We start from the raw sequence: 19,185 nt of genomic DNA, 5'->3' as shown, positions 1-19,185 counted from the left end.
TAAAAATCGCCACCCGGAAGGGTGGCGATTGTCTTGGAACCGATAACTATTCTTTCGTACTGATATAGATGTTTTTCACCTGAGTGTAAGCATCCAGACTCATTTTGTGGGTTTCTCTGCCAAGACCGGATTTTTTGTAACCGCCAAATGGGGCATGGGCGGGCAGGGCATGATAGGTATTGACCCACATGCGGCCTGTCTGAACCGCTTTTGCCACGCGCAGAGCACGGTTGATATCCTGCGTCCAGACTGCGCCTCCCAGACCGTATTCAGAATCATTGGCCATTTCCACGACTTCTTCTTCACTGCTAAATGGAATGACACACAGCACTGGCCCGAAGATTTCTTCCTGTGCAACCCGCATTTTATTGGTCACATTGGTAATAATGGTTGGCTGAACAAAGAAACCCTCATCGTATCCTGCGCCTGTTATGCGGTTTCCACCGGTTAGCACGGTTGCGCCTTCCTGCTTTGCAAGGTCGATATAGCCCAGAATAAAATCCATTTGTTCCTGACTGATCTGACAACCCATCTCGGTTTCGGCCATCATTGGATCGCCCACCCGAACGGATTCAAATACCGCTTTCAGCGATTTCAGGAACTCGTCATGAATATCTTTATGCAGGAACAGGCGAGCGCCAGATTCACAGGCTTGCCCCTGATTTAACAAAATGCCGTCAGCAGCATATTTGACAGCCTTTTTCATATTGGCATCAGGGAAAATAATGTTGGCAGATTTACCGCCGAGTTCTAATGTGGCAGGGATGATCCGTTTGGCTGCCGCTGCGGCAACGTTGTAACCGACTTCTGTTGAACCTGTAAAGGCTACCTTGTCAATGTCTTCATGATCGAGGATCGCTTGACCAACACTAGACCCGCGACCTGTAACGATATTGACAACGCCCGCTGGCAGAACTTGATTCAAGATACGACCTAATTCGAGTAAACTGATTGAAGTCAGGCTGGCGGGGTTGATCACGATGGTATTACCGGCGGCGAGAGCAGGAGCTAGTTTCCATGCAGCCATCAGCAGTGGGAAGTTCCACGGGATAATCTGTCCTACAACCCCAATGGGTTCTCTGATCACTAGGCTGAGAGTATCGGCATCAATCACATCGGCTTCATCGGAATGGGCGCGAATGACGCCTGCGAAGTAGCGAAAGTGATCAATGGCAAAAGGAATGTCAAACGTTCGACATAGATTTAGTGTCTTACCGGCGTCTAAGGCTTCAAGAGTAATGAAACGTTCTGATTCAGCTTCCAGCAGATCAGCGATTTTCAGTAGCAGAGATTGTTTTTCGGCTGCTGATTTTTTACTCCATGCAGGTAAGGCTTTTTGGGCGGCTTTGACTGCCAGTTCAACATCTTGGGCATTGCCAGCAGCATATTCTGTGAGTAACTCACCGGTTGCGGGGTTATAACTTTTACGGGTTTCTTTTGAAACGCTATCTACCCATTCTCCATTAATCAACATCTTATACGATTTAGCAGGTAACATTTCTGTTGCGATATCATGTAGTTTTTTCATTATATTCTCCGAGTACTTTGGTTTTTCCTATGCTAGGACATATATCCCGAATGTTTTATGGGATTAATTCTTATTTTTCTGTCAGAGTTATATTTAAATATAAAAGACCTGTATCAATAAATAAGTAATATGAAATAATAAAATAGAGGATGTAATCTAATAAAATTACATGAGTATATTTATAATAAATATATATTATTATTTTAATTATAAATTATTTCTTATGTTATTAATCGATTTCTTTGTAGTTGTTTCACTTATTTATTTCTTGGTGTATATAATAATAAATATCTGACGTTTTAGCATTGTCATTAATAATAACGATTTATATATAAAATAAAAACCATTATTTAATGTTTTTATATTTATTATAATAAAATAAATAATGTACATATGTTATATGTTAATTAAATTGTTATGGAATGATGAAATTGAGTTATATTTTATGGTTACTGAATAATAAGGTTATTCTAAAATTAATTTCTTAATTAAAAGTCACCGACATATGTCGGTGACTTTTAACCTCATTTTTAGTGAGTTTTATTTATTCTCTGGAGGGGACATATTTTTTTTACTTGATAGGGAAATTGATATATCTTCTACTGGATTTTGACTATTACCATTTAAAGCTTGATGCATTTTATCCTTATCTAAAGCATTTTCCCAGCGAGCGACAACAATGCTGGCACAAGCATTTCCAACTAAATTGGTCAATGCGCGGCATTCAGACATAAATCTATCAATGCCCAAGATGAGAGCCATACCGGCTACGGGTAAACTGGGAACAACAGATAAAGTAGCGGCTAGCGTAATAAAACCGGCACCCGTTACTCCAGCGGCACCTTTTGAGCTGATCATTGCGACTAATAATAAAGATATTTGCTCAGTGAAACTCAACTCAATTCCTGTTGCTTGAGCGATAAATAATGCCGCCATCGTCATATAAATATTAGTACCATCAAGATTAAATGAATAACCTGTTGGAATAACTAATCCGACAACCGATTTCTCACAGCCCGCATTTTCCATTTTTCTCATCAGGCTAGGTAAAGCCGCTTCAGAGGATGATGTTCCTAAAACCAACCACAGTTCGTCCTTAATGTATTTAATTAATTTAATGATGGAAAAACCGTTATATTTAGCAACAGCACCCAGTACAACAAAAATAAAGAGTAATGATGTCATGTAAAAAGTGACAATTAACATCATTAAATTTCCAATGGATGAAATGCCATATTTACCGATGGTAAATGCCATTGCCCCAAATGCGCCAATCGGTGCCAGCTTCATCAATATGCCTACCATCTTGAAAACAGGCTCTGAGAAGTTTTGCAAAAACACCAATATAGGTTCCCCCTTTTTTCCTGTCGACGCTAAAGCGATACCGAAAATAACAGCAATAAAGAGGACTTGCAGAATATTCCCATTCACAAGTGGGCTAACAACCGTTTCCGGTATAATATTCATGAGAAAGCCGACGATGGATGATTCATGCGCTTTCTCCACATAACCGATGACTTTGCTACTGTCTAACGATTCCGGTGAGATATTTAAGCCATCTCCGGGGCGAATGATATTGGCAGCAACCAAACCAATAATTAAAGCAAGAGTTGAAAACGTCAAGAAATACAACATCGATTTTCCTACGACACTTCCAACGGATTTCATATTATTCATACCGGCTATCCCTGTTACAACCGTCAAAAAGATAACAGGGGCAATAATCATTTTCACAATTTTGATGAAAGCATCACCTAAGGGTTTGAGTGACTCACCAATATCTGGATAAAAATGACCCAGCGCTATACCCAGTAAGATGGCAAATATGACTTGAATGTAAAGGACCTGGTATAAAGGTTTTTTCTTGGAATTGTTATCCATAAAGGATCCTGTAGTTAATATAATTATTTGTTTAGATTAGTGATTTTTTACAATATTTTATTGCTTCATGGCAAAAATGTTTGATTTTTTACCGCATAAAGAAGCATGTTGACCAATATGAAAATTACTCCTAACGCCTGTCAGAAACAAGTCCCGGATCTATGGAAAAACCCACAGGAAAAACCTGTAGGTTTAGATTAAGAAGGCGCTATTTGGTTGTTACCCAGAATACACCGCTACCGTCCAATGCCGTAAATGTTTTATGGACATAAATACTGTCTGCATGGGGATCAATATCTTTGAACAACTCAGGATGTAGCCATTTAGCAATGGCTTCTACGGCAATAATATTGAATGGTGAATCGTAATATTGGTGGTAAATCGCCATCACGCGTTTTTCACGGTACGATCTGAGTACTTTCAGGTTTGGGCGGGAGAGCAAGTTTTGCAAACGCTTTTCGGATTTTTCCAAATTGCCGGTATAACCCAAAGGAACCGACTGGCTTCCTGCGCGAACCTGATCCCAATCTGCTACTGTCATCAGGTAAGTATCGGGATTACTGACCAGCAATTGCTCCTCGTTAATTTTGCCTCCCATGCCTGAGAACCACTTACTGCCAACGTTGTCTCCCCCTGCGGTTGTGACAAACTCTCCAAAGCTATTGGCACCAATGGTATCGCAGCAGTCTTCTGCTCCCAGCATACCGGCATGACGCTCAATGAAAACACTGGGGATCTGCTCCTGGTACAGTGTGCCGATACGCTTATTGATCAAAGACAAGCGGCTTTCATAAAACGCAATGAATTTACCGGCATTCTCTTCTTTTTGAAACACCTTACCAAGAAGTTCCATACTGGGAACGGTATTGGACAGCGGATATTGGTGAAAATCGATGAAAATGACAGGAATACCCGATTTTTCCAGTAATTTAACCGTATTGCTGTTATCCAGTTTAGGCTTCAGGCCAATATCGAAAATAACCAGATCAGGTTTATAGGTCATGGCTTTTTCGACACTGAAATCACTGGTATAGGGGTTCGGGAAAATAGGGATCTTCCTTAATTGAGGAAATTTTTTCTCATAGGCTGCGGCAAGGTCAGGTGCTTTTTTCTCCAGTGCATTATCCCATGCCACAATACCTTTCAATGGATCGTTGGGGTGCAGGATATTCAACGCAATAATGATCCGGCTATCTGCCAGCATGACCCGTTGAACCGGAGCATTAACTGTGACTTCTCGTCCAGCAATATCTGTGACAGTAATATTTGCTGCCTGTGAGCATATTGGTAATAACACAAATAATACCGATAGAAAATATTTTATGGAGTAATGAATGACAGACATTTTTCTTCCTTCGCATTAGACGTAATATGAAAATTATCGATAAGCCCATGAATGATTTATATAGGGAAATAATGGATTTTTCATGGGAATCACAATATCTTTCGAATTATTGGATAATCGCATTTTTAATAAAGACTTTATGGTTCACTGTTACTTTCAGTAATACACTGAATTCAGTTTTCCAGTGTTCTTTTGAATTTAATGTTTTATGATTATCAAAAATATTTTTTGTTTTACAGGCCATGTTTTTCCATAATTCATCTTCCTTCCATCCCCTAATGTCAATAGATTAATAAGCCTAAATAATGTTGTTTGGCAAGGATAGATGCTGAAATAATTTATAGTAAATGGTTTTATATGGAAATTATTTTAATTAATCAACTTTTTTACATTTCTATACAATGCAAATCTTATTGAATTGCTTTTTGTATTTAATAACAGCGAGTTAAGTTTGGCGTAGGATAGTTTTATGGTGAATGATATCTGTCAGTGATTAACTGGTTAGGTTTTCAGGAGAGTGTGATTGATTATTATTACTTGTAATATATTATTTTGAATAATTCACTGCGGTAAACAAAAATAGGTAAATATTATAAAAAAATAAATTGATATTTTTTCAGGTATGGCATTTGTCTCATTCCGCATTGTACTCAGGAATTTTGTCGGGTTTGAACAGGTTTTAAAATTAATAATCATGGTACAGAAATACATTTCGTTTTTTGCAGTAACGATACCATTATTGGGAGGATGGCTGGCTGAAGATCGCTAATTGAGTTAGCGTTAATGAAAAGTAAATAATATTCAATTTAAATAGAGCTATAACTAAAAACGGCTTATTCCTTTCCCTTCTGCTACTATTATTTTATCGGCAATAGGTGGGGGTAATCATGAAAAATGTGTTGGCAGTATGTTTATTGGGCTTTGTATTAACAGGATGTGATAATCACTTGAAAATTGATGGTACAAATGAAATAGCTGTAAAAACATCCATCGAAAAAATCAGAGATACGTTACCGGAAGATAAAAAATTAAAATTTGATGATTCATTGAATATTGCCATGACCAATAGCATTGATTTTGATGATCTGTTTAAAGAGAGCGCGAATGGAAATATTAAACATGGGGATATAGAAAAATTGGAACAGAAATTTTTTCGATCACTGCACGGAAAAACGGCAGATCAACTTATTGCAGAAGCGGAAAAAATTAAAGCAGCGAACTTTACCAGCCAATGAACTTACGTCCAATAGATTTCAAGTTGTAGCGCATACTACGTTAGCCCTATTTGCCAGCATTGAACCGGATTTCTTAGGCAAAATTCTCTGACTGTGGGGTTTTGGATTTATCTTGCTCCAATAGTTTTAATCTTTCCTTGCATTGCTGGCAAAGATAGCAACTTTTTCCTTTGAGGACTTTATTGTGCTGCCGTATGGTCAACTCATGTTGCTGGCAGCGGCAGTAATAAGTAAATATTTTGCTGCGGACAGAATCCACTGAGAATTGATGTGTCCGGTTGGCAGGCACTTTAAGCACTGTTTCCATGACGAAGCGCCATTCTTTTCCATGAGGGGCTACCTTGCCAAACTGATGGTAAGTTAATAAATGTGCCAGTTCATGGGGGATCACTTCATCAATGAATGACTGCTGATTTTCGATCAGTAGAACGGGATTCAGGCGAATTTCCCAACCTTGCAGGCGGGCGCTGCCGGCAATTGTCCCTCTCTGTCGATAGGTCACGCAGGGTTCAGGAAATGTTGTTTCAAGGTAATCACTCGCCTGTGCTAATTTTTGCCGCAGAGTGCGCATGACGGCTTGCTGTAGTGCGAGGGGAACTCTAACCAATTTCATAACGGCAGTATACGGTATGGTAATTTCACTCATTGCTCAATGAATGGTGAGTTATGAAAAAGCCCGCAGGATATTAGCGGGCTTCTTATGCTGACAGGGTATTATTTCAATCCTGCCGCAGAACGCAGAATTTCTGCCTTGTCGGTTGCTTCCCACGGGAACTGCTCACGGCCAAAATGACCGTATGCCGCAGTATCGCGATAGATTGGGTGCAGCAGATCCAACATTTTGATCAGACCATAAGGACGCAGATCAAAGAATTCACGGACTAATTGGATCAGGGTTGAAGTTGGTATTTTTTCAGTACCGAACGTTTCCACCATGATAGAAGTGGGTTCAGCAACACCGATAGCGTAAGACACCTGAATTTCACAGCGATCAGCCAGACCTGCCGCAACCATGTTTTTGGCGACGTAGCGTGCCGCATAAGCTGCAGAACGGTCAACCTTAGAGGGATCTTTACCGGAGAATGCTCCGCCGCCGTGACGCGCCATACCACCGTAGGTATCCACGATGATTTTACGGCCAGTCAGACCACAGTCACCCATTGGACCACCGATCACAAAGCGACCTGTTGGGTTGATAAAATATTTGGTCATTGGAGTCAGCCACTCAGCCGGCAGTACAGGCTTAATGATCTCATCCATTACAGCTTCTTGCAGTTCTTTCTGCTGGATATCTTCAGAATGTTGAGTAGAAAGCACTACGGCATCAATGCCGACAATTTTACCGTTGTCATACTGAAAGGTAACCTGACTTTTTGCGTCCGGGCGCAGCCACGGCAGAATACCGTTTTTGCGGACTTGAGCTTGACGCTCAACCAGACGGTGCGCATACGTGATAGGTGCCGGCATCAGCACATCGGTTTCGTTGGTCGCATAACCAAACATTAACCCCTGATCACCCGCCCCTTGCTCCAGGGGATCTGCACGGTCAACACCCTGATTGATATCAGGAGACTGTTTACCAATTGCACTAATTACTGCACATGAATTTGCATCAAAGCCCATGTCTGAGCTGGTATAGCCGATTTCACGGACGGTACGGCGGGTAATTTCTTCAATATCAACCCAAGCGCTGGTAGTGATTTCACCACCAACCATAACCATGCCAGTTTTAACATAAGTTTCGCAGGCAACACGAGCCTTAGGATCTTGTTCTAAGATTGCATCAAGAACGGCATCGGAAATTTGGTCGGCAATTTTGTCTGGATGTCCTTCTGAAACAGACTCAGAAGTAAAAAGGTGTGTAGTCATTATATTTGGTTACCTTAAATATAATTTTGGTTTAAGGGTAGATGTTTTACCATCTAGACGGCCATTTTAAGGCACTCTTGTCAAGGATACCAGTTTTTTTGGTTTTAAAAATCTTTTGCCGTGTGACATTTTTCAGCGTTTCTAAAAAAGATTAGTCTGAGTGAAGGTATTTTGATAAATTTCATTTTGCAATTTTGCTTGATTGGAGGTATAAAATGCGCGCGTAACTGATGGATTTTTTGCACTTCAGGTTACAGGCGTTTGCAGGGGACGTGCACTGCGTGTTCTGCTTCTCAATTGAGAAACGGCTTGCGTTCTGATAAGCCATGTGGGGGTGAATGGGGTTATGCACCATTATCTGCTGATTGTTAACGGCCAACAGCCACATTATGCTATTGATGTATTCACATCTAGTTCCTTTCTTTTCAGTATGAATTCATTCCGATGTTACCGAAAGCATTCAAACAGGCTGGTAATATCGAGTCGACACCATATTGTCACACCGTAAATTTATTGTTTAGTTCCCTCTAAACGTTTCTATAATTTAAGAGCATGCTGTTCCCTGGCATTTTTTAATGCGCAAGATACGCACTATTAGCACTATTAATAGTGTCTTGGGTTATTGACTTTACAGGTGAAGGCAAATCTCTACTCCATGAAGGAGACTGCCATGAATGATAATATCGCTCGTAAAATGCGACAAACCTACAATATCGCATACTGGGGTGGCGGCTATTACTATGTCAATGATCTGGGTAATGTCAGTGTTTGTCCAAACCCTGATTTACCGGGAGCTCAAGTTGAACTTACTGAGCTGGTGAAGAAAGTTCAGGAAGAGAAAGAACAGCTGCGTTTACCCTCATTATTTTGTTTCCCTCAGATTCTGCAACATCGTCTGCGTTCTATTAATGCCGCGTTTAAACGTGCACGTGAATCTTATGGTTATAAGGGCGATTACTTCCTGGTTTATCCCATCAAGGTCAATCAGCAGCGTCGTGTGATTGAATCGTTGGCAAATGCGGGTGAGCCCATCGGGCTGGAAGCGGGCTCCAAGGCTGAATTGATGGCTGTGCTGGCTCATGCTGGCATGACACGCACGGTCATTGTCTGTAATGGCTATAAAGATCGCGAATACATTCGTCTGGCACTGATCGGTGAAAAACTGGGGCACAAAGTGTATCTGGTTATCGAGAAAATGTCTGAAATTGCGATGGTGCTGGAAGAAGCAGAACGCCTCAGTGTGATCCCTCGTCTTGGTGTGCGGGCGCGTTTGGCCTCGCAGGGGGCGGGCAAATGGCAGTCCAGTGGTGGTGAAAAATCCAAGTTTGGTCTTGCGGCGGCACAAGTACTGCAATTGGTTGAAACTCTACGTTCAGCAGGGAAGCTGGATAGTTTGCAGCTACTGCATTTCCATCTGGGTTCTCAGCTTGCCAATATCCGTGATGTGGCAACCGGCGTGCGTGAATCTGCCCGTTTTTATGTCGAACTGCATAAACTGGGTGTCAACATCCAATGCTTTGATGTTGGTGGTGGATTAGGTGTCGATTATGAAGGCACTCGCTCTCAGTCAGAATGTTCAGTTAACTATGGCCTGAATGAATACGCGAATAACGTCATTTGGGGAATCGGTGATGCGTGTGAAGAGCATGGTTTGCCGCACCCAACCGTGATTACTGAATCTGGCCGGGCGTTGACTGCTCATCATACGGTCTTGATCTCTAATGTCATTGGGGTAGAGCATAACGAATTTACTGAAACAACACCGCCAGCAGAAGATGCTTCACGTCCTCTGACAAGTTTGTGGGATACGTGGCAGGAAATGCAGGATGGCGGCTATTCCCGCTCCCTGCGTGAGTGGCTGCATGATAGCCAGTTTGACCTTCAGGATGTCCATACCCAATATGCACACGGGATGTTGAACCTGTCTGAGCGGGCTTGGGCAGAAGAACTCTATTTAAATATCTGTCGCCGTATTCAGCGGGATCTTGACCCAAGCAACCGTGCTCATCGTCCGTTCATTGATGAATTGCAGGAACGTATGGCGGATAAATTCTATGTGAATTTCTCGCTGTTCCAGTCGATGCCGGATGCGTGGGGGATTGATCAGGTGTTCCCTGTTCTGCCGATTGAAGGGCTGGATAAGCCACTGGATCGCCGTGCAGTTTTGTTGGATATCACTTGTGATTCTGATGGCATCATTGACCACTATGTCGATGGTGATGGTATAGCAGCAACGATGCCAATGCCGGCTTATGATCCAGAGAATCCGCCCTTGATCGGTTTCTTTATGGTCGGGGCGTATCAGGAAATTCTGGGTAATATGCATAACCTGTTTGGTGATACGGCTGCCGTTGATGTGTACGTTTCAGAACACGGCGAAGTGACCTACCAGCAGAGCGAAGAGGGTGATTCTGTAGCTAATATGCTTCAGTATGTAAAACTGGAGCCGCAGGTACTGATGAGCCGTTTCTGTGATCAGGTGAAAGCGGCTGATCTGGATGAAAATTTGCAGGAGCAGTTCCTGCAAGAATTCGAAAATGGCCTGTATGGTTACACCTATTTGGAAGATGAATAACCTTGATTAGTCATACATATTCATTTGATGTCACAAGGGTTATGTACATCTAGATGTACATAAACGAGTAAGAGTCATGTTGATTTTTGAGGAAATTGATATGGCTCTTACTGATTCATGGTTACGCTCCGTTAGCTTTTCAGTTCCGGTATCGCTGGGATGGAAAAGAGATCGAATTGACATTGGCACATAGACCCGCTTAAAAGAAGTTTTAAAACAGCCCTTATTGAGCTGTTTTTGTTGGTTTTATCAGGACGTCAGCAGGAATACCGAACATACTGTGTAAATTTCGGATCATGGGCAATGTTAAATTACGCTTGCGGTTCAGGATTTCATAAACGCGGTTCGATTTGCCTATCGCTGGCTCCAAATCTTTAACTGTCAGGCCGGATTGCTCCATTCTGAATTTGATAGCCTCAATCGGGTCTGGCGGGGCGATTGGATAATGCTCTGCTTCATAGGCCTCAATCAGCAGCACCATCACTTCCATAAAATCAAATTCAGGGGTGCCAATTTCTGGTTGATTATCAAACAGCGGAGCGACGGCTTTTAATGCTTCTTGATAGTCTTGTTCGGTTCTAATGGGTTTAATGTTCATTGTTCACTCCGGCTCTACCGTGTTGGCATCTATGGCATCATATTGCCTGTGCGTGCCGATAAATTTAACGTACACCCAGCCTGCGGGATAAAAGATGGAAACTATCAGGCGGTAATCGTTCCCTTTAATGTTAAAGACCACACGATTATTTTTCAGGATACTCGCATTACGGTATTGAGTCTTAATATCGGCTGGTGTCTTCCACGAAGCTTTTTTGGCCTCATCAAACCAAGCCCTTAGTGGGGGTTCTGCGTCGGGATACTTCTCCCAAAACGCTTTCAGTGATGCAACGGATATTATTTTCATAAACTTTATGATAGTCCCATTATGGGACTCATACAAGTAACAGTACGATTTTTTACCATCCAATACCGCTTAACTGCGGTTTTTTGCATCCAAATTTAAGAGGCTGGGTAACCCGAAAAATTACTCTGCGCGGTTTCATCATTCAGGACAGCTTGGTTTATGACGCACTGTCATTAATCTCTGGCGCGGTGCAGGAATTACGTAAAATCAGCAAGTTAGATAAAGGCGGGGTTTCCCGCTTTTCTTTCAGGTAATTATAGCGCGGTCATGGCGCTTGATGTGAATTTATCAAAGTTGTGGCAAGTGCAAACCATGTCTAATACTATACAAGTCGTCATTGAACAGGGTGATTTGGGTGCTTTTTCTGTTTGTGCATGAAGGTGTACATATTTGTTTTTTTTAGTCTTATTTGTATTAATAACTAATTGATTTTAAATTAAATTTAAAATTATAGCCTATATGTAAAAATAATCTTTTAGCGTAATCAAGCTCCGTGTTGCTGGAACTCAGTGAACGCGGGGCTTTTGAGGATATATCATGAGTATTAGCTCCTTAGGGAACCAAATTGATAACTCTTTGGTTTCAAATGCCTTCGGTTTCCTGCGTTTTCCGCTGAATTTCCAGCCTTATTCCAGCGATGCAGAATGGGTGATTACCGGTGTGCCTTTTGATATGGCAACATCTGGACGTGCCGGCAGCCGTCATGGGCCAGCCGCTATTCGTCAGGTATCGACTAATCTGGCGTGGGAAAGCTGTCGCTGGCCGTGGGACTTCAGTTTGCGCAAGCGCCTGAATGTGGTGGATTGCGGTGATCTGGTCTTTAATTTCGGTGATGCTCAGGACATGAGCGACAAATTGCAGGCACATGCTGAAAAAGTGCTGGCATCGGGTAAGAAAATGCTGTCTTTCGGCGGTGATCATTTTGTCACTTTGCCATTGCTGCGCGCCCATGCGAAACATTTCGGCAAAATGGCGATGATTCATTTTGATGCTCATACGGACACCTATCCGAATGGCAGCAAGTTTGATCATGGTACGATGTTTTACCATGCGCCAAACGAAGGGCTGATAGATCCTCATCGTTCGGTGCAAATCGGTATTCGCACCGAACACGATACTGACAATGGTTTTACTGTATTAGATGCGGCACAGGTCAACGATCGTAGTGTTGATGATGTTGTTGAACAGATCAAAAATGTTGTCGGTGATCTGCCAATTTACCTGACATTCGATATTGATTGCCTTGATCCTGCTTTTGCGCCCGGTACAGGGACGCCGGTGATTGGCGGGCTGACGTCCGATCGTGCACTGAAAATCCTGCGTGGTCTGCAACCCCTGAATATCGTCGGCATGGATGTAGTGGAAGTGGCTCCTGCCTATGATCAGTCTGAAATCACCGCTCTGGCAGCAGCGACGATTGGATTGGAACTGCTGTATTTGCAGGCATCGAAGAAAGAAGTTTAGTTTTTAGATTAAAACAATCCAATTGTGAAAGCCACCGTGGATAGCGGTGGTTTTTTTGTTCCAAGTCGCCTGAATTCCTCACTTATTGTTCCCAAATTGAAACAATCCAGTAAAACCACGGTCGGATATTGCAGCCGCGAAAAACTCCGTTAGGATGTTTGCAAAGGCATTCGACTGAGGAAACAACCGATGATAATCAGCTCACCTGAATTTAAGCATAATGATTTTTTGCAAAAACGTCATGAATTCAATGGATTTGGTGGTAATGGGGATAACCGTTCTCCTGAGCTTTCTTGGCAGAATGCACCCGCTGAGACCAAAAGTTTTGCTATCACTGTTTATGATCCTGATGCGCCTACTGGCAGCGGCTTCTGGCACTGGGTTGCTTTTGATATCCCCGCTGAAACCCACGCTTTGTCAGCCAATGTGGGTCAGGCGGATGGCTCTGGCCTTCCAGCCGGCACTATCCAAAGCAGAAATGATTATGGTCAGACTGGTTTTGGTGGCCCTTGCCCGCCTGAAGGTGATAAGGCACATCGCTATATTTTCACCGTACATGCTTTATCGGTAGAAAAACTGGGGATTGATGCCGAAACAACAAACGCTGTTGCGCGTTTTATGATTCAGGCTAACACCCTGACTACAGCCACTCTGACAGGTTACTATCAACGTTAACTTCCAGCGTTAACGGATTAATTAACAATTTTGGGTTCCGGTAAAAGGTATAAGTATGAGCAATAAAAAAATTGAATGGAATAATGGATTACAGCAGGAAGCGGTAGAGATCCTTTCCAACGAGGGTGGAATGATCGTCTGCCCGACCAAAGTGGGCTATATTATTATGACTTCTGATGCAAAAGGTCTGGAGCGTAAATTTGAAGCCAAGCAGCGTAATCGCAACAAACCCGGCGTTGTGTTATGTGGATCTCTCGAACAGTTGAAAGAATTGGCTCAGCTTAACCCGGAAATCGAAGAACTGTATCAAAAACATTGGGATGCAGATGTGTTGCTGGGCTGTATCCTGCCGTGGAAAGAAGACGCTGTCGCCCGTATTCCTGATGATGGTTCTAAGGAGCTGATGATGGATGGCCGTGGCACCAGTTGTTTCGTGATTAAATTCGGTAAACCGGGCGAAATTCTGGCGAAAGCCCTGTGGGAAAACCACGGCAAATTCTCCTTTGCCAGCTCGGCTAACCCATCTGGTAAAGGTAACCGTGGCTTGGTGGAATGTATCGGTGAACGCATTGAAGAGCGCGCTGACTTGATTATTGATGCCAACGACTACGTTAAATCTATCCAGCCAAATGAAACGGAGCAGACCCGCTATGAGCAGGGTGTGATGATTTCAATGGTGGATGATAACGGAACGCTCGTGCCGATGCAGAATGGTCAGCGCGATATCACCCCGTGTCCGGTATTAATCCGTAAGGGGCTGGATGTGCATAAGATCATGGTGATGATGTCTGATATCTTCACAACCTGGGATTACCGTCACGGTAACTATTACTGATTTTTCTTGCGGGTGTATTTCTTGTTGTGGATACACCCGCACTGATCTTCCCTGTCTATTCATCCTTTTTGCTATCCCCGAGATCACCCCGCAGTTTCTGCTGCAAAGCGTCGGCAAATAGCTGTACACGCGAAGAAAGCGTATTTTCTGATTTAAACATCATCCAGGTTTGATAAATATCCATGTGCCATCCGGGCAGTAGCCGGACAAGTTTGCCTTCTGCTACCGATTCATGGGCTATGTAATCTGGCAGGTAAGCAATACCTGCACCGGACAGCGCCGAACTCATCAACGCCACGCTGTTATTGATGCGAAAACGGCTGCGAACTTCAATATCCAGCTTTTGCCTCTCCTTACGGAACGGCAGGGAAATCGTATGGGCGGGGCCACGAAACAGCAGGTAATCGTAACGGGGTAGATCTTCGGGTTTTTCTATCGGCGGAAACTGACTCATATAATCTGGCGTAGCGTAAAGCCCCCAAGTGATATCAATCAGGGGTATAACAAGTGGATGATCCGGTGTTTCCCGTCCCACAATAATTGCAATATCGTAGTTATCCGTTGTCATATCGATGGTTCTATCGGTCAGTTCCAGATCAACGCTGACATGAATGTTTCTGGCGATAAAGTTATTCAGGGCAGGGACGATACACTGACTGCCAAAGGATACCGGAGCAATCAGGCGCAGGCTTCCCATTGGTTCGTCATGGAAATTGCGGATAAAACGTTCGGCACTTTTGGCCTCATTAAGAATACGGGAACAGTATTGGTAATAGCTCAGCCCGACTTCCGTCACTTGAATTTTGCGCGTGGTGCGATTGAGTAGCTGAGTGCCCAATCTTACCTCTAGCTGTGCGATCTCGCGGCTGACCGAAGATTTAGATAGCCTTAACGATTTCGCAGCTTCAGTAAAACTCAGTGTCTCTACTACGCGGGCAAAGATCACCATCGAAGTAAGATTTTCGATATTATTCATGACATAGCCTGATGATTTACTTGGGGGAATCTCCGCCTAACATACCACAGATGTTATGGAGAAAGGCTAACATTCCTCAATCAGATAAAGGTGATATTTTAACCAATGATTAAACTGCCCTGCAAAAATGGTGTCAGAATAAGAGTGCAGGAATTTCCCCTCTGAAGAACAACTGTTCCAGTAGAGAAACAGTGCGCCCAACAATGGTATTTCCCTGCTATAAGCGTTAGTAATGTCGTTAAGACTTCTATTTTTTTACTATTTTTTAATCTTTCGGAGGCAATGTGAGATGAGCCAAACTATGACACAAAAGATTCTCGCACGAGCGAGTGGCCGTGAGCAGGTCACACCGGGTGAAGTGGTTTGGGCGAAAGTGGATATCCTGATGTCTCACGATCCCTGTACACCGGGAGTAGCCAGTGTATTTAAAAAAGAGTTCGGTCAAGATGCCAGAATATGGGATCCGACTCGCTTTATTCTGATCCCCGACCATTTTGTTTATTCTGCTGACCCGCAGGCCAATCAAAATATTCGCGTCATGCGCGAATTTGCCGCCGAGCAGAACATCAAATATTTCTATGATGTGGGAACACCAAATTATAAAGGGGTTTGCCATATCGGTTTGGCGGAAGGAGGGCATACTCGCCCCGGTGAAGTCTTGTTGGGAACAGATTCTCATACCGTCACGGCGGGGGCTTTTGGCGCGTTCGCCATTGGATTGGGCATTACCGATGCCGCTTATGCATTAGGTACGGGGGAAATTCCTCTCAAAGTTCCGACTTCTATCAAAGTGAATTTTACCGGAACCAAGCCCTCGCATGTGTTGGCCAAAGATATGATTCTGGCGGTATTGTCAGAATTAACCGTTGATGGTGCAACTTATGAAGCTATCGAGTTTGGCGGTAATGTCATTGATGAATTATCGGTAGAAGAACGCATGACGATTTGCAATATGGTCGTTGAGTGCGGAGCCAAGAATGGCATTATGGTGCCTAATCAGGCTACCCTTGATTATCTGGCTGAGAGAAACCACCTCCCCTTTGAGATTGTTTATCCTGACGAAGATGCAGAATATAGCCGGGTATTAAACATTGATGTTTCCGATATGCAGCCGATGATTGCCAAACCTCATTCTCCGGATAATGTCGTTCCGATTGAGAAAGTGGCCAACGTTGCTATTTCTCAGGCTTATATCGGCTCCTGTACCGGCGGCAAACTGGAAGATTTTATTGCGGCCGCTCGCGTCATTAAGGGCAATAAAGTCTCTATTCCTACTTATGCTGTCCCTGCTACCAAAGAAGTTTTTCATAAGACAATAACCACCCAGATTGATGGTGTTTCTGTTTATCAAATCTTAACTGACGCCGGAGTGACACTTTCCTCGGAATCAGGATGTGCGGCTTGCTGTGGTGGCCCGCCGGATACTTTTGGCCGCGTGAATGACCCGATATCGGTTATCTCTACAACCAATCGTAATTTTGTCGGACGAATGGGGCATAAACGCGCCAATATCTATCTGGCATCCCCTTATGCGGTAGCTGCCGCCGCCATTACAGGGCGTATTACCAATCCGAAGGAGTTTTTATGAGTGTGTTGCAGGAAAACATCATCAGAGGCACGGTTTATGTTTTGACTGACAATATCGATACCGATCAGATCCTGACGGCTGAATACCTCAAGGTAAACCCCTCAACGCCGGAAGGATACGCTCAACTGGCTTCATTGGCGATGTGTGGATTACCGGAAGGATCGCTGCCCTTTATTGATGAAGAGCAGGGTAAGGCAAAGTATCCGATTATTGTGGCAGGGCAAAATTTTGGTTGCGGTTCCTCGCGTGAACATGCGGTCGCTGCATTGGGCGCTTCAGGTGTGAAAGCGGTCTTAGCGCAGTCTTATGCGCGTATCTTTTTCCGTAATTGCGTTTCTACCGGAGAGTTGTTGCCCGTTGCTGCACAGGAACGCTTGTGTGACAAATTAGTCACTGGCGATCGTATTGAGATTGATATTGAAAATCAGACGGTGACCTTACTGGCAAACGGTGAAAAATATCCCACCGATCCGGTTGGCGAACTTGCTAATATTGTCGCGGCGGGTGGGTTATTCTCTTATGCCCGGGCGACGGGCAGGATAAAATAAAATGCTGTCTGTGCAAAATTGACAGTTTCAACATGCAAAAACCACCGTGGCTAGCGATGGTTTTTGCGTTATCAATCAAATGCTGTTGTTAATATTGCATTCGTTGAATATTCTCCTGGAGTGATATTATCAGATGTTTTCTTTAACATGCTGCTGATTTGTAACACTTCACCACCAGATCCGACTTTAAGGATTGATTTATTCTTACTGGGATCGTACATGAGGCTATTACCTTCAACGGCTAAGAGTGAACTGACTCCGGGTTTATTCGTCGGTAAAGGTAACTCTATTTTATTTCCTGTTCCTACCTCTTTCCCTGATGAAGAGCTTGAAGTTAACGATAAGGTTATATCGGCAGGTTTATTACATTGAATATTAATGTTTTGCTTGGCAAGATCCCCATCAAAATTTGTAGTGGTTAAATCTTTGTGTTTTATTTCTATCAAACTAGATGGTGTTATTTTACATGCATTAGTTATATTGATTGTGTAATTCATATTTATTTGAACTCCATAAATTAATGAAGCACCATATATTTCGAAGTGTGTTAATGGGGGAGGTTCTCTGTAAGCATTTAATGTGCCAATATTGACTGAGCCAGTGTAGTGCCCCACTGGAATTTCATCTACTATTTTATACTTAATGATATTTTTTCCATTAAACCAATTGTACCATTCACCAGTTACTCCATTTGTACCACAGTCAGAATTAGCATAATAATCATTGGTCGTAAATGAGATGAAACCATTTCCCGGATAAGTATGACCTATTTCTTTGGAAAGAATTACATCATTTTTATCGAGCATCCCAATAGCAGTAATTTCTTTGCTATTTATGTTTAGCTTTATTTCTTTTCTTAAATTTAATACTGCAAGTGAGTTTACTTTACCTGAAATACATTTACCATTAATCCAGGCTGTAGTAGCAAAGAATTTGTATTTAAGGTCTATTTCAATCGTCATAATACTGTATCCTGATGTTACACCGGTATACGTTCCGGTTGCATTAGTATTGCCTGATGAAATATAATATCCCCAGTCACCGCATAACCCATATATAGGATTGCCAATCAATAATCCAAATATGGAGAATAATACTTTCTTATTCATTTAATACCTATCTCCCATAGTTATGTTATATAAATATAGTGATTAAATTTATTTAAACTATTATTACAATAGATAGCCTTTAAATATAAATATATTGTATTACTGATAATTCATAACTAAACTTGCTGAAGATCGAAACTCTCCTGCTTTCAATGCCCTGATGTTGGGGGAGACCAGACGGGCGGTTAATACTACATCTCCGGCAGGTTCTACGGTACTCGTATCAATGCCGTTTACTGGCAGCCAGCTATTTAATACCACCGGATCTTTACCTTGCATCAAAGCAATACCTAATCCATCTATTGATGTTTTCAGGACATGATCCCCTAGCGTGTTCATCGCACCATTATAAGTAGGACTCATTTTCATTTTTAATATCTTATTGTTTGGCGCCATACTCTCACATTTGATTTTTAATTGGATAGATTTTTCGACTTTTTCTGAGCCCACATCTCTGATTTTGGCTTCGCCAAAAAATACATTTACTGTCGTATTTCCATCTGCTCCGGTGACAGTACAAATAGGTTCCCGAAGTGTACCTGTAATATTGATACGAACATCGGTATACCCCCATAGACTCCATAGCAGAGTACCTGCTAATACTGCCAGCTTATATCTATTCATAATGTTGCTTCCCGTTTTTCATTGCACAC

The 19,185-nt window shown here is 42.7% G+C and carries 18 protein-coding genes; 8 read left to right on the top strand and 10 right to left on the bottom strand.

Annotated elements, in window-relative coordinates; translation table 11 throughout:
* Positions 1-46: 46 nt before the first annotated feature.
* The 3 genes from PSI22_RS07345 to PSI22_RS07335 form a co-directional block, all read right to left on the bottom strand.
* Entirely contained in the window at positions 47-1,528 is a 1,482-nt protein-coding gene (locus PSI22_RS07345) for an aldehyde dehydrogenase family protein (RefSeq protein ID WP_273579198.1), read from the bottom strand.
* Between the two features lie 540 nt (positions 1,529-2,068).
* Complete coding sequence (locus tag PSI22_RS07340; RefSeq protein ID WP_273579197.1) at positions 2,069-3,409, bottom strand: dicarboxylate/amino acid:cation symporter; 1,341 nt, start codon at positions 3,407-3,409, stop codon at positions 2,069-2,071.
* Between the two features lie 208 nt (positions 3,410-3,617).
* Positions 3,618-4,754 (bottom strand): ABC transporter substrate-binding protein, encoded by a 1,137-nt coding sequence (locus PSI22_RS07335; protein WP_273579196.1) that lies wholly within the window; start codon positions 4,752-4,754, stop codon positions 3,618-3,620.
* An 887-nt stretch (positions 4,755-5,641) separates the two neighbouring features.
* Between PSI22_RS07335 and PSI22_RS07330 the strand changes: the two genes are divergently transcribed.
* Complete coding sequence (locus PSI22_RS07330) at positions 5,642-5,989, top strand: DUF6694 family lipoprotein (protein ID WP_273579195.1); 348 nt, start codon at positions 5,642-5,644, stop codon at positions 5,987-5,989.
* 73 nt (positions 5,990-6,062) lie between these two features.
* On the opposite strand, the gene PSI22_RS07325 is transcribed toward PSI22_RS07330, so the two are convergent.
* Together PSI22_RS07325 and metK are read right to left on the bottom strand one after the other, a co-directional pair.
* A complete protein-coding gene (locus PSI22_RS07325; RefSeq protein ID WP_273579194.1) occupies positions 6,063-6,602 on the bottom strand; it encodes a SprT family zinc-dependent metalloprotease in 540 nt (179 codons plus the stop codon).
* A 101-nt stretch (positions 6,603-6,703) separates the two neighbouring features.
* Positions 6,704-7,858, bottom strand: coding sequence for a methionine adenosyltransferase (gene metK / locus PSI22_RS07320; RefSeq protein ID WP_273579193.1), 1,155 nt, complete (start codon positions 7,856-7,858; stop codon positions 6,704-6,706).
* Between the two features lie 670 nt (positions 7,859-8,528).
* On the opposite strand from metK, the gene speA reads away from it, so the two are divergent.
* On the top strand, positions 8,529-10,433 hold the full coding sequence (speA, locus tag PSI22_RS07315; RefSeq protein ID WP_273579192.1) for a biosynthetic arginine decarboxylase: 1,905 nt from the start codon (positions 8,529-8,531) through the stop codon (positions 10,431-10,433).
* Between the two features lie 223 nt (positions 10,434-10,656).
* On the opposite strand, the gene PSI22_RS07310 is transcribed toward speA, so the two are convergent.
* The gene (locus PSI22_RS07310; protein WP_273579191.1) at positions 10,657-11,031 is read right to left on the bottom strand and encodes a helix-turn-helix domain-containing protein; all 375 of its coding nucleotides are present in this window, start codon (positions 11,029-11,031) and stop codon (positions 10,657-10,659) included.
* A 3-nt stretch (positions 11,032-11,034) separates the two neighbouring features.
* On the bottom strand, positions 11,035-11,337 hold the full coding sequence (locus PSI22_RS07305; RefSeq protein ID WP_273579190.1) for a type II toxin-antitoxin system HigB family toxin: 303 nt from the start codon (positions 11,335-11,337) through the stop codon (positions 11,035-11,037).
* Between the two features lie 83 nt (positions 11,338-11,420).
* Between PSI22_RS07305 and PSI22_RS07300 the strand changes: the two genes are divergently transcribed.
* The 4 genes from PSI22_RS07300 to PSI22_RS07285 all read left to right on the top strand — a co-directional run bounded on the left by PSI22_RS07300 (position 11,421) and on the right by PSI22_RS07285 (position 14,311).
* Positions 11,421-11,591 (top strand): hypothetical protein, encoded by a 171-nt coding sequence (locus PSI22_RS07300; RefSeq protein ID WP_273579189.1) that lies wholly within the window; start codon positions 11,421-11,423, stop codon positions 11,589-11,591.
* Positions 11,592-11,874: 283 nt separating this feature from the next.
* Positions 11,875-12,801, top strand: coding sequence for an agmatinase (gene speB / locus PSI22_RS07295; RefSeq protein ID WP_238125295.1), 927 nt, complete (start codon positions 11,875-11,877; stop codon positions 12,799-12,801).
* 189 nt (positions 12,802-12,990) lie between these two features.
* On the top strand, positions 12,991-13,476 hold the full coding sequence (locus PSI22_RS07290; protein WP_273579188.1) for a YbhB/YbcL family Raf kinase inhibitor-like protein: 486 nt from the start codon (positions 12,991-12,993) through the stop codon (positions 13,474-13,476).
* Positions 13,477-13,531: 55 nt separating this feature from the next.
* The gene (locus PSI22_RS07285; protein WP_273579187.1) at positions 13,532-14,311 is read left to right on the top strand and encodes an L-threonylcarbamoyladenylate synthase; all 780 of its coding nucleotides are present in this window, start codon (positions 13,532-13,534) and stop codon (positions 14,309-14,311) included.
* 55 nt (positions 14,312-14,366) lie between these two features.
* On the opposite strand, the gene PSI22_RS07280 is transcribed toward PSI22_RS07285, so the two are convergent.
* Positions 14,367-15,287 carry a LysR family transcriptional regulator gene (locus PSI22_RS07280; protein ID WP_273579186.1) on the bottom strand — a complete coding sequence of 307 codons (921 nt, stop codon included), beginning with the start codon at positions 15,285-15,287 and terminating at the stop codon, positions 14,367-14,369.
* Between the two features lie 289 nt (positions 15,288-15,576).
* On the opposite strand from PSI22_RS07280, the gene PSI22_RS07275 reads away from it, so the two are divergent.
* Together PSI22_RS07275 and PSI22_RS07270 are read left to right on the top strand one after the other, a co-directional pair.
* Positions 15,577-16,875, top strand: a complete 1,299-nt coding sequence (locus tag PSI22_RS07275; RefSeq protein ID WP_306310527.1) for a 3-isopropylmalate dehydratase large subunit — start codon at positions 15,577-15,579, stop codon at positions 16,873-16,875.
* Positions 16,872-17,423, top strand: a complete 552-nt coding sequence (locus PSI22_RS07270) for a LeuD/DmdB family oxidoreductase small subunit (RefSeq protein WP_273579184.1) — start codon at positions 16,872-16,874, stop codon at positions 17,421-17,423. Before PSI22_RS07275 ends, PSI22_RS07270 begins: the two co-directional genes overlap by 4 nt.
* Before the next feature lie 71 nt (positions 17,424-17,494).
* Here the strand turns inward: PSI22_RS07270 and PSI22_RS07265 are convergent, their stop codons facing one another.
* Positions 17,495-18,532 carry an MrpH family fimbial adhesin gene (locus PSI22_RS07265; protein WP_273579183.1) on the bottom strand — a complete coding sequence of 346 codons (1,038 nt, stop codon included), beginning with the start codon at positions 18,530-18,532 and terminating at the stop codon, positions 17,495-17,497.
* Positions 18,533-18,631: 99 nt separating this feature from the next.
* Positions 18,632-19,156 carry a fimbrial protein gene (locus tag PSI22_RS07260; protein ID WP_273579182.1) on the bottom strand — a complete coding sequence of 175 codons (525 nt, stop codon included), beginning with the start codon at positions 19,154-19,156 and terminating at the stop codon, positions 18,632-18,634.
* Positions 19,157-19,185: the final 29 nt, after the last annotated feature.

This window comes from Xenorhabdus aichiensis (assembly GCF_028598775.1).
Lineage (GTDB): Bacteria > Pseudomonadota > Gammaproteobacteria > Enterobacterales > Enterobacteriaceae > Xenorhabdus > Xenorhabdus bovienii.
This window is presented reverse-complemented; position numbering and strand designations above follow the sequence as displayed.

Coding starts and splice junctions, on each gene's coding strand:
- PSI22_RS07345 (WP_273579198.1), bottom strand. CDS start 1,528: ATGAAAAAACTACATGATATCGCAACAGAAATGTTACCTGCTAAATCG.
- PSI22_RS07340 (WP_273579197.1), bottom strand. CDS start 3,409: ATGGATAACAATTCCAAGAAAAAACCTTTATACCAGGTCCTTTACATT.
- PSI22_RS07335 (WP_273579196.1), bottom strand. CDS start 4,754: ATGTCTGTCATTCATTACTCCATAAAATATTTTCTATCGGTATTATTT.
- PSI22_RS07330 (WP_273579195.1), top strand. CDS start 5,642: ATGAAAAATGTGTTGGCAGTATGTTTATTGGGCTTTGTATTAACAGGA.
- PSI22_RS07325 (WP_273579194.1), bottom strand. CDS start 6,602: ATGAAATTGGTTAGAGTTCCCCTCGCACTACAGCAAGCCGTCATGCGC.
- metK (WP_273579193.1), bottom strand. CDS start 7,858: ATGACTACACACCTTTTTACTTCTGAGTCTGTTTCAGAAGGACATCCA.
- speA (WP_273579192.1), top strand. CDS start 8,529: ATGAATGATAATATCGCTCGTAAAATGCGACAAACCTACAATATCGCA.
- PSI22_RS07310 (WP_273579191.1), bottom strand. CDS start 11,031: ATGAACATTAAACCCATTAGAACCGAACAAGACTATCAAGAAGCATTA.
- PSI22_RS07305 (WP_273579190.1), bottom strand. CDS start 11,337: ATGAAAATAATATCCGTTGCATCACTGAAAGCGTTTTGGGAGAAGTAT.
- speB (WP_238125295.1), top strand. CDS start 11,875: ATGAGTATTAGCTCCTTAGGGAACCAAATTGATAACTCTTTGGTTTCA.
- PSI22_RS07290 (WP_273579188.1), top strand. CDS start 12,991: ATGATAATCAGCTCACCTGAATTTAAGCATAATGATTTTTTGCAAAAA.
- PSI22_RS07285 (WP_273579187.1), top strand. CDS start 13,532: ATGAGCAATAAAAAAATTGAATGGAATAATGGATTACAGCAGGAAGCG.
- PSI22_RS07280 (WP_273579186.1), bottom strand. CDS start 15,287: ATGAATAATATCGAAAATCTTACTTCGATGGTGATCTTTGCCCGCGTA.
- PSI22_RS07275 (WP_306310527.1), top strand. CDS start 15,577: ATGAGCCAAACTATGACACAAAAGATTCTCGCACGAGCGAGTGGCCGT.
- PSI22_RS07270 (WP_273579184.1), top strand. CDS start 16,872: ATGAGTGTGTTGCAGGAAAACATCATCAGAGGCACGGTTTATGTTTTG.
- PSI22_RS07265 (WP_273579183.1), bottom strand. CDS start 18,532: ATGAATAAGAAAGTATTATTCTCCATATTTGGATTATTGATTGGCAAT.
- PSI22_RS07260 (WP_273579182.1), bottom strand. CDS start 19,156: ATGAATAGATATAAGCTGGCAGTATTAGCAGGTACTCTGCTATGGAGT.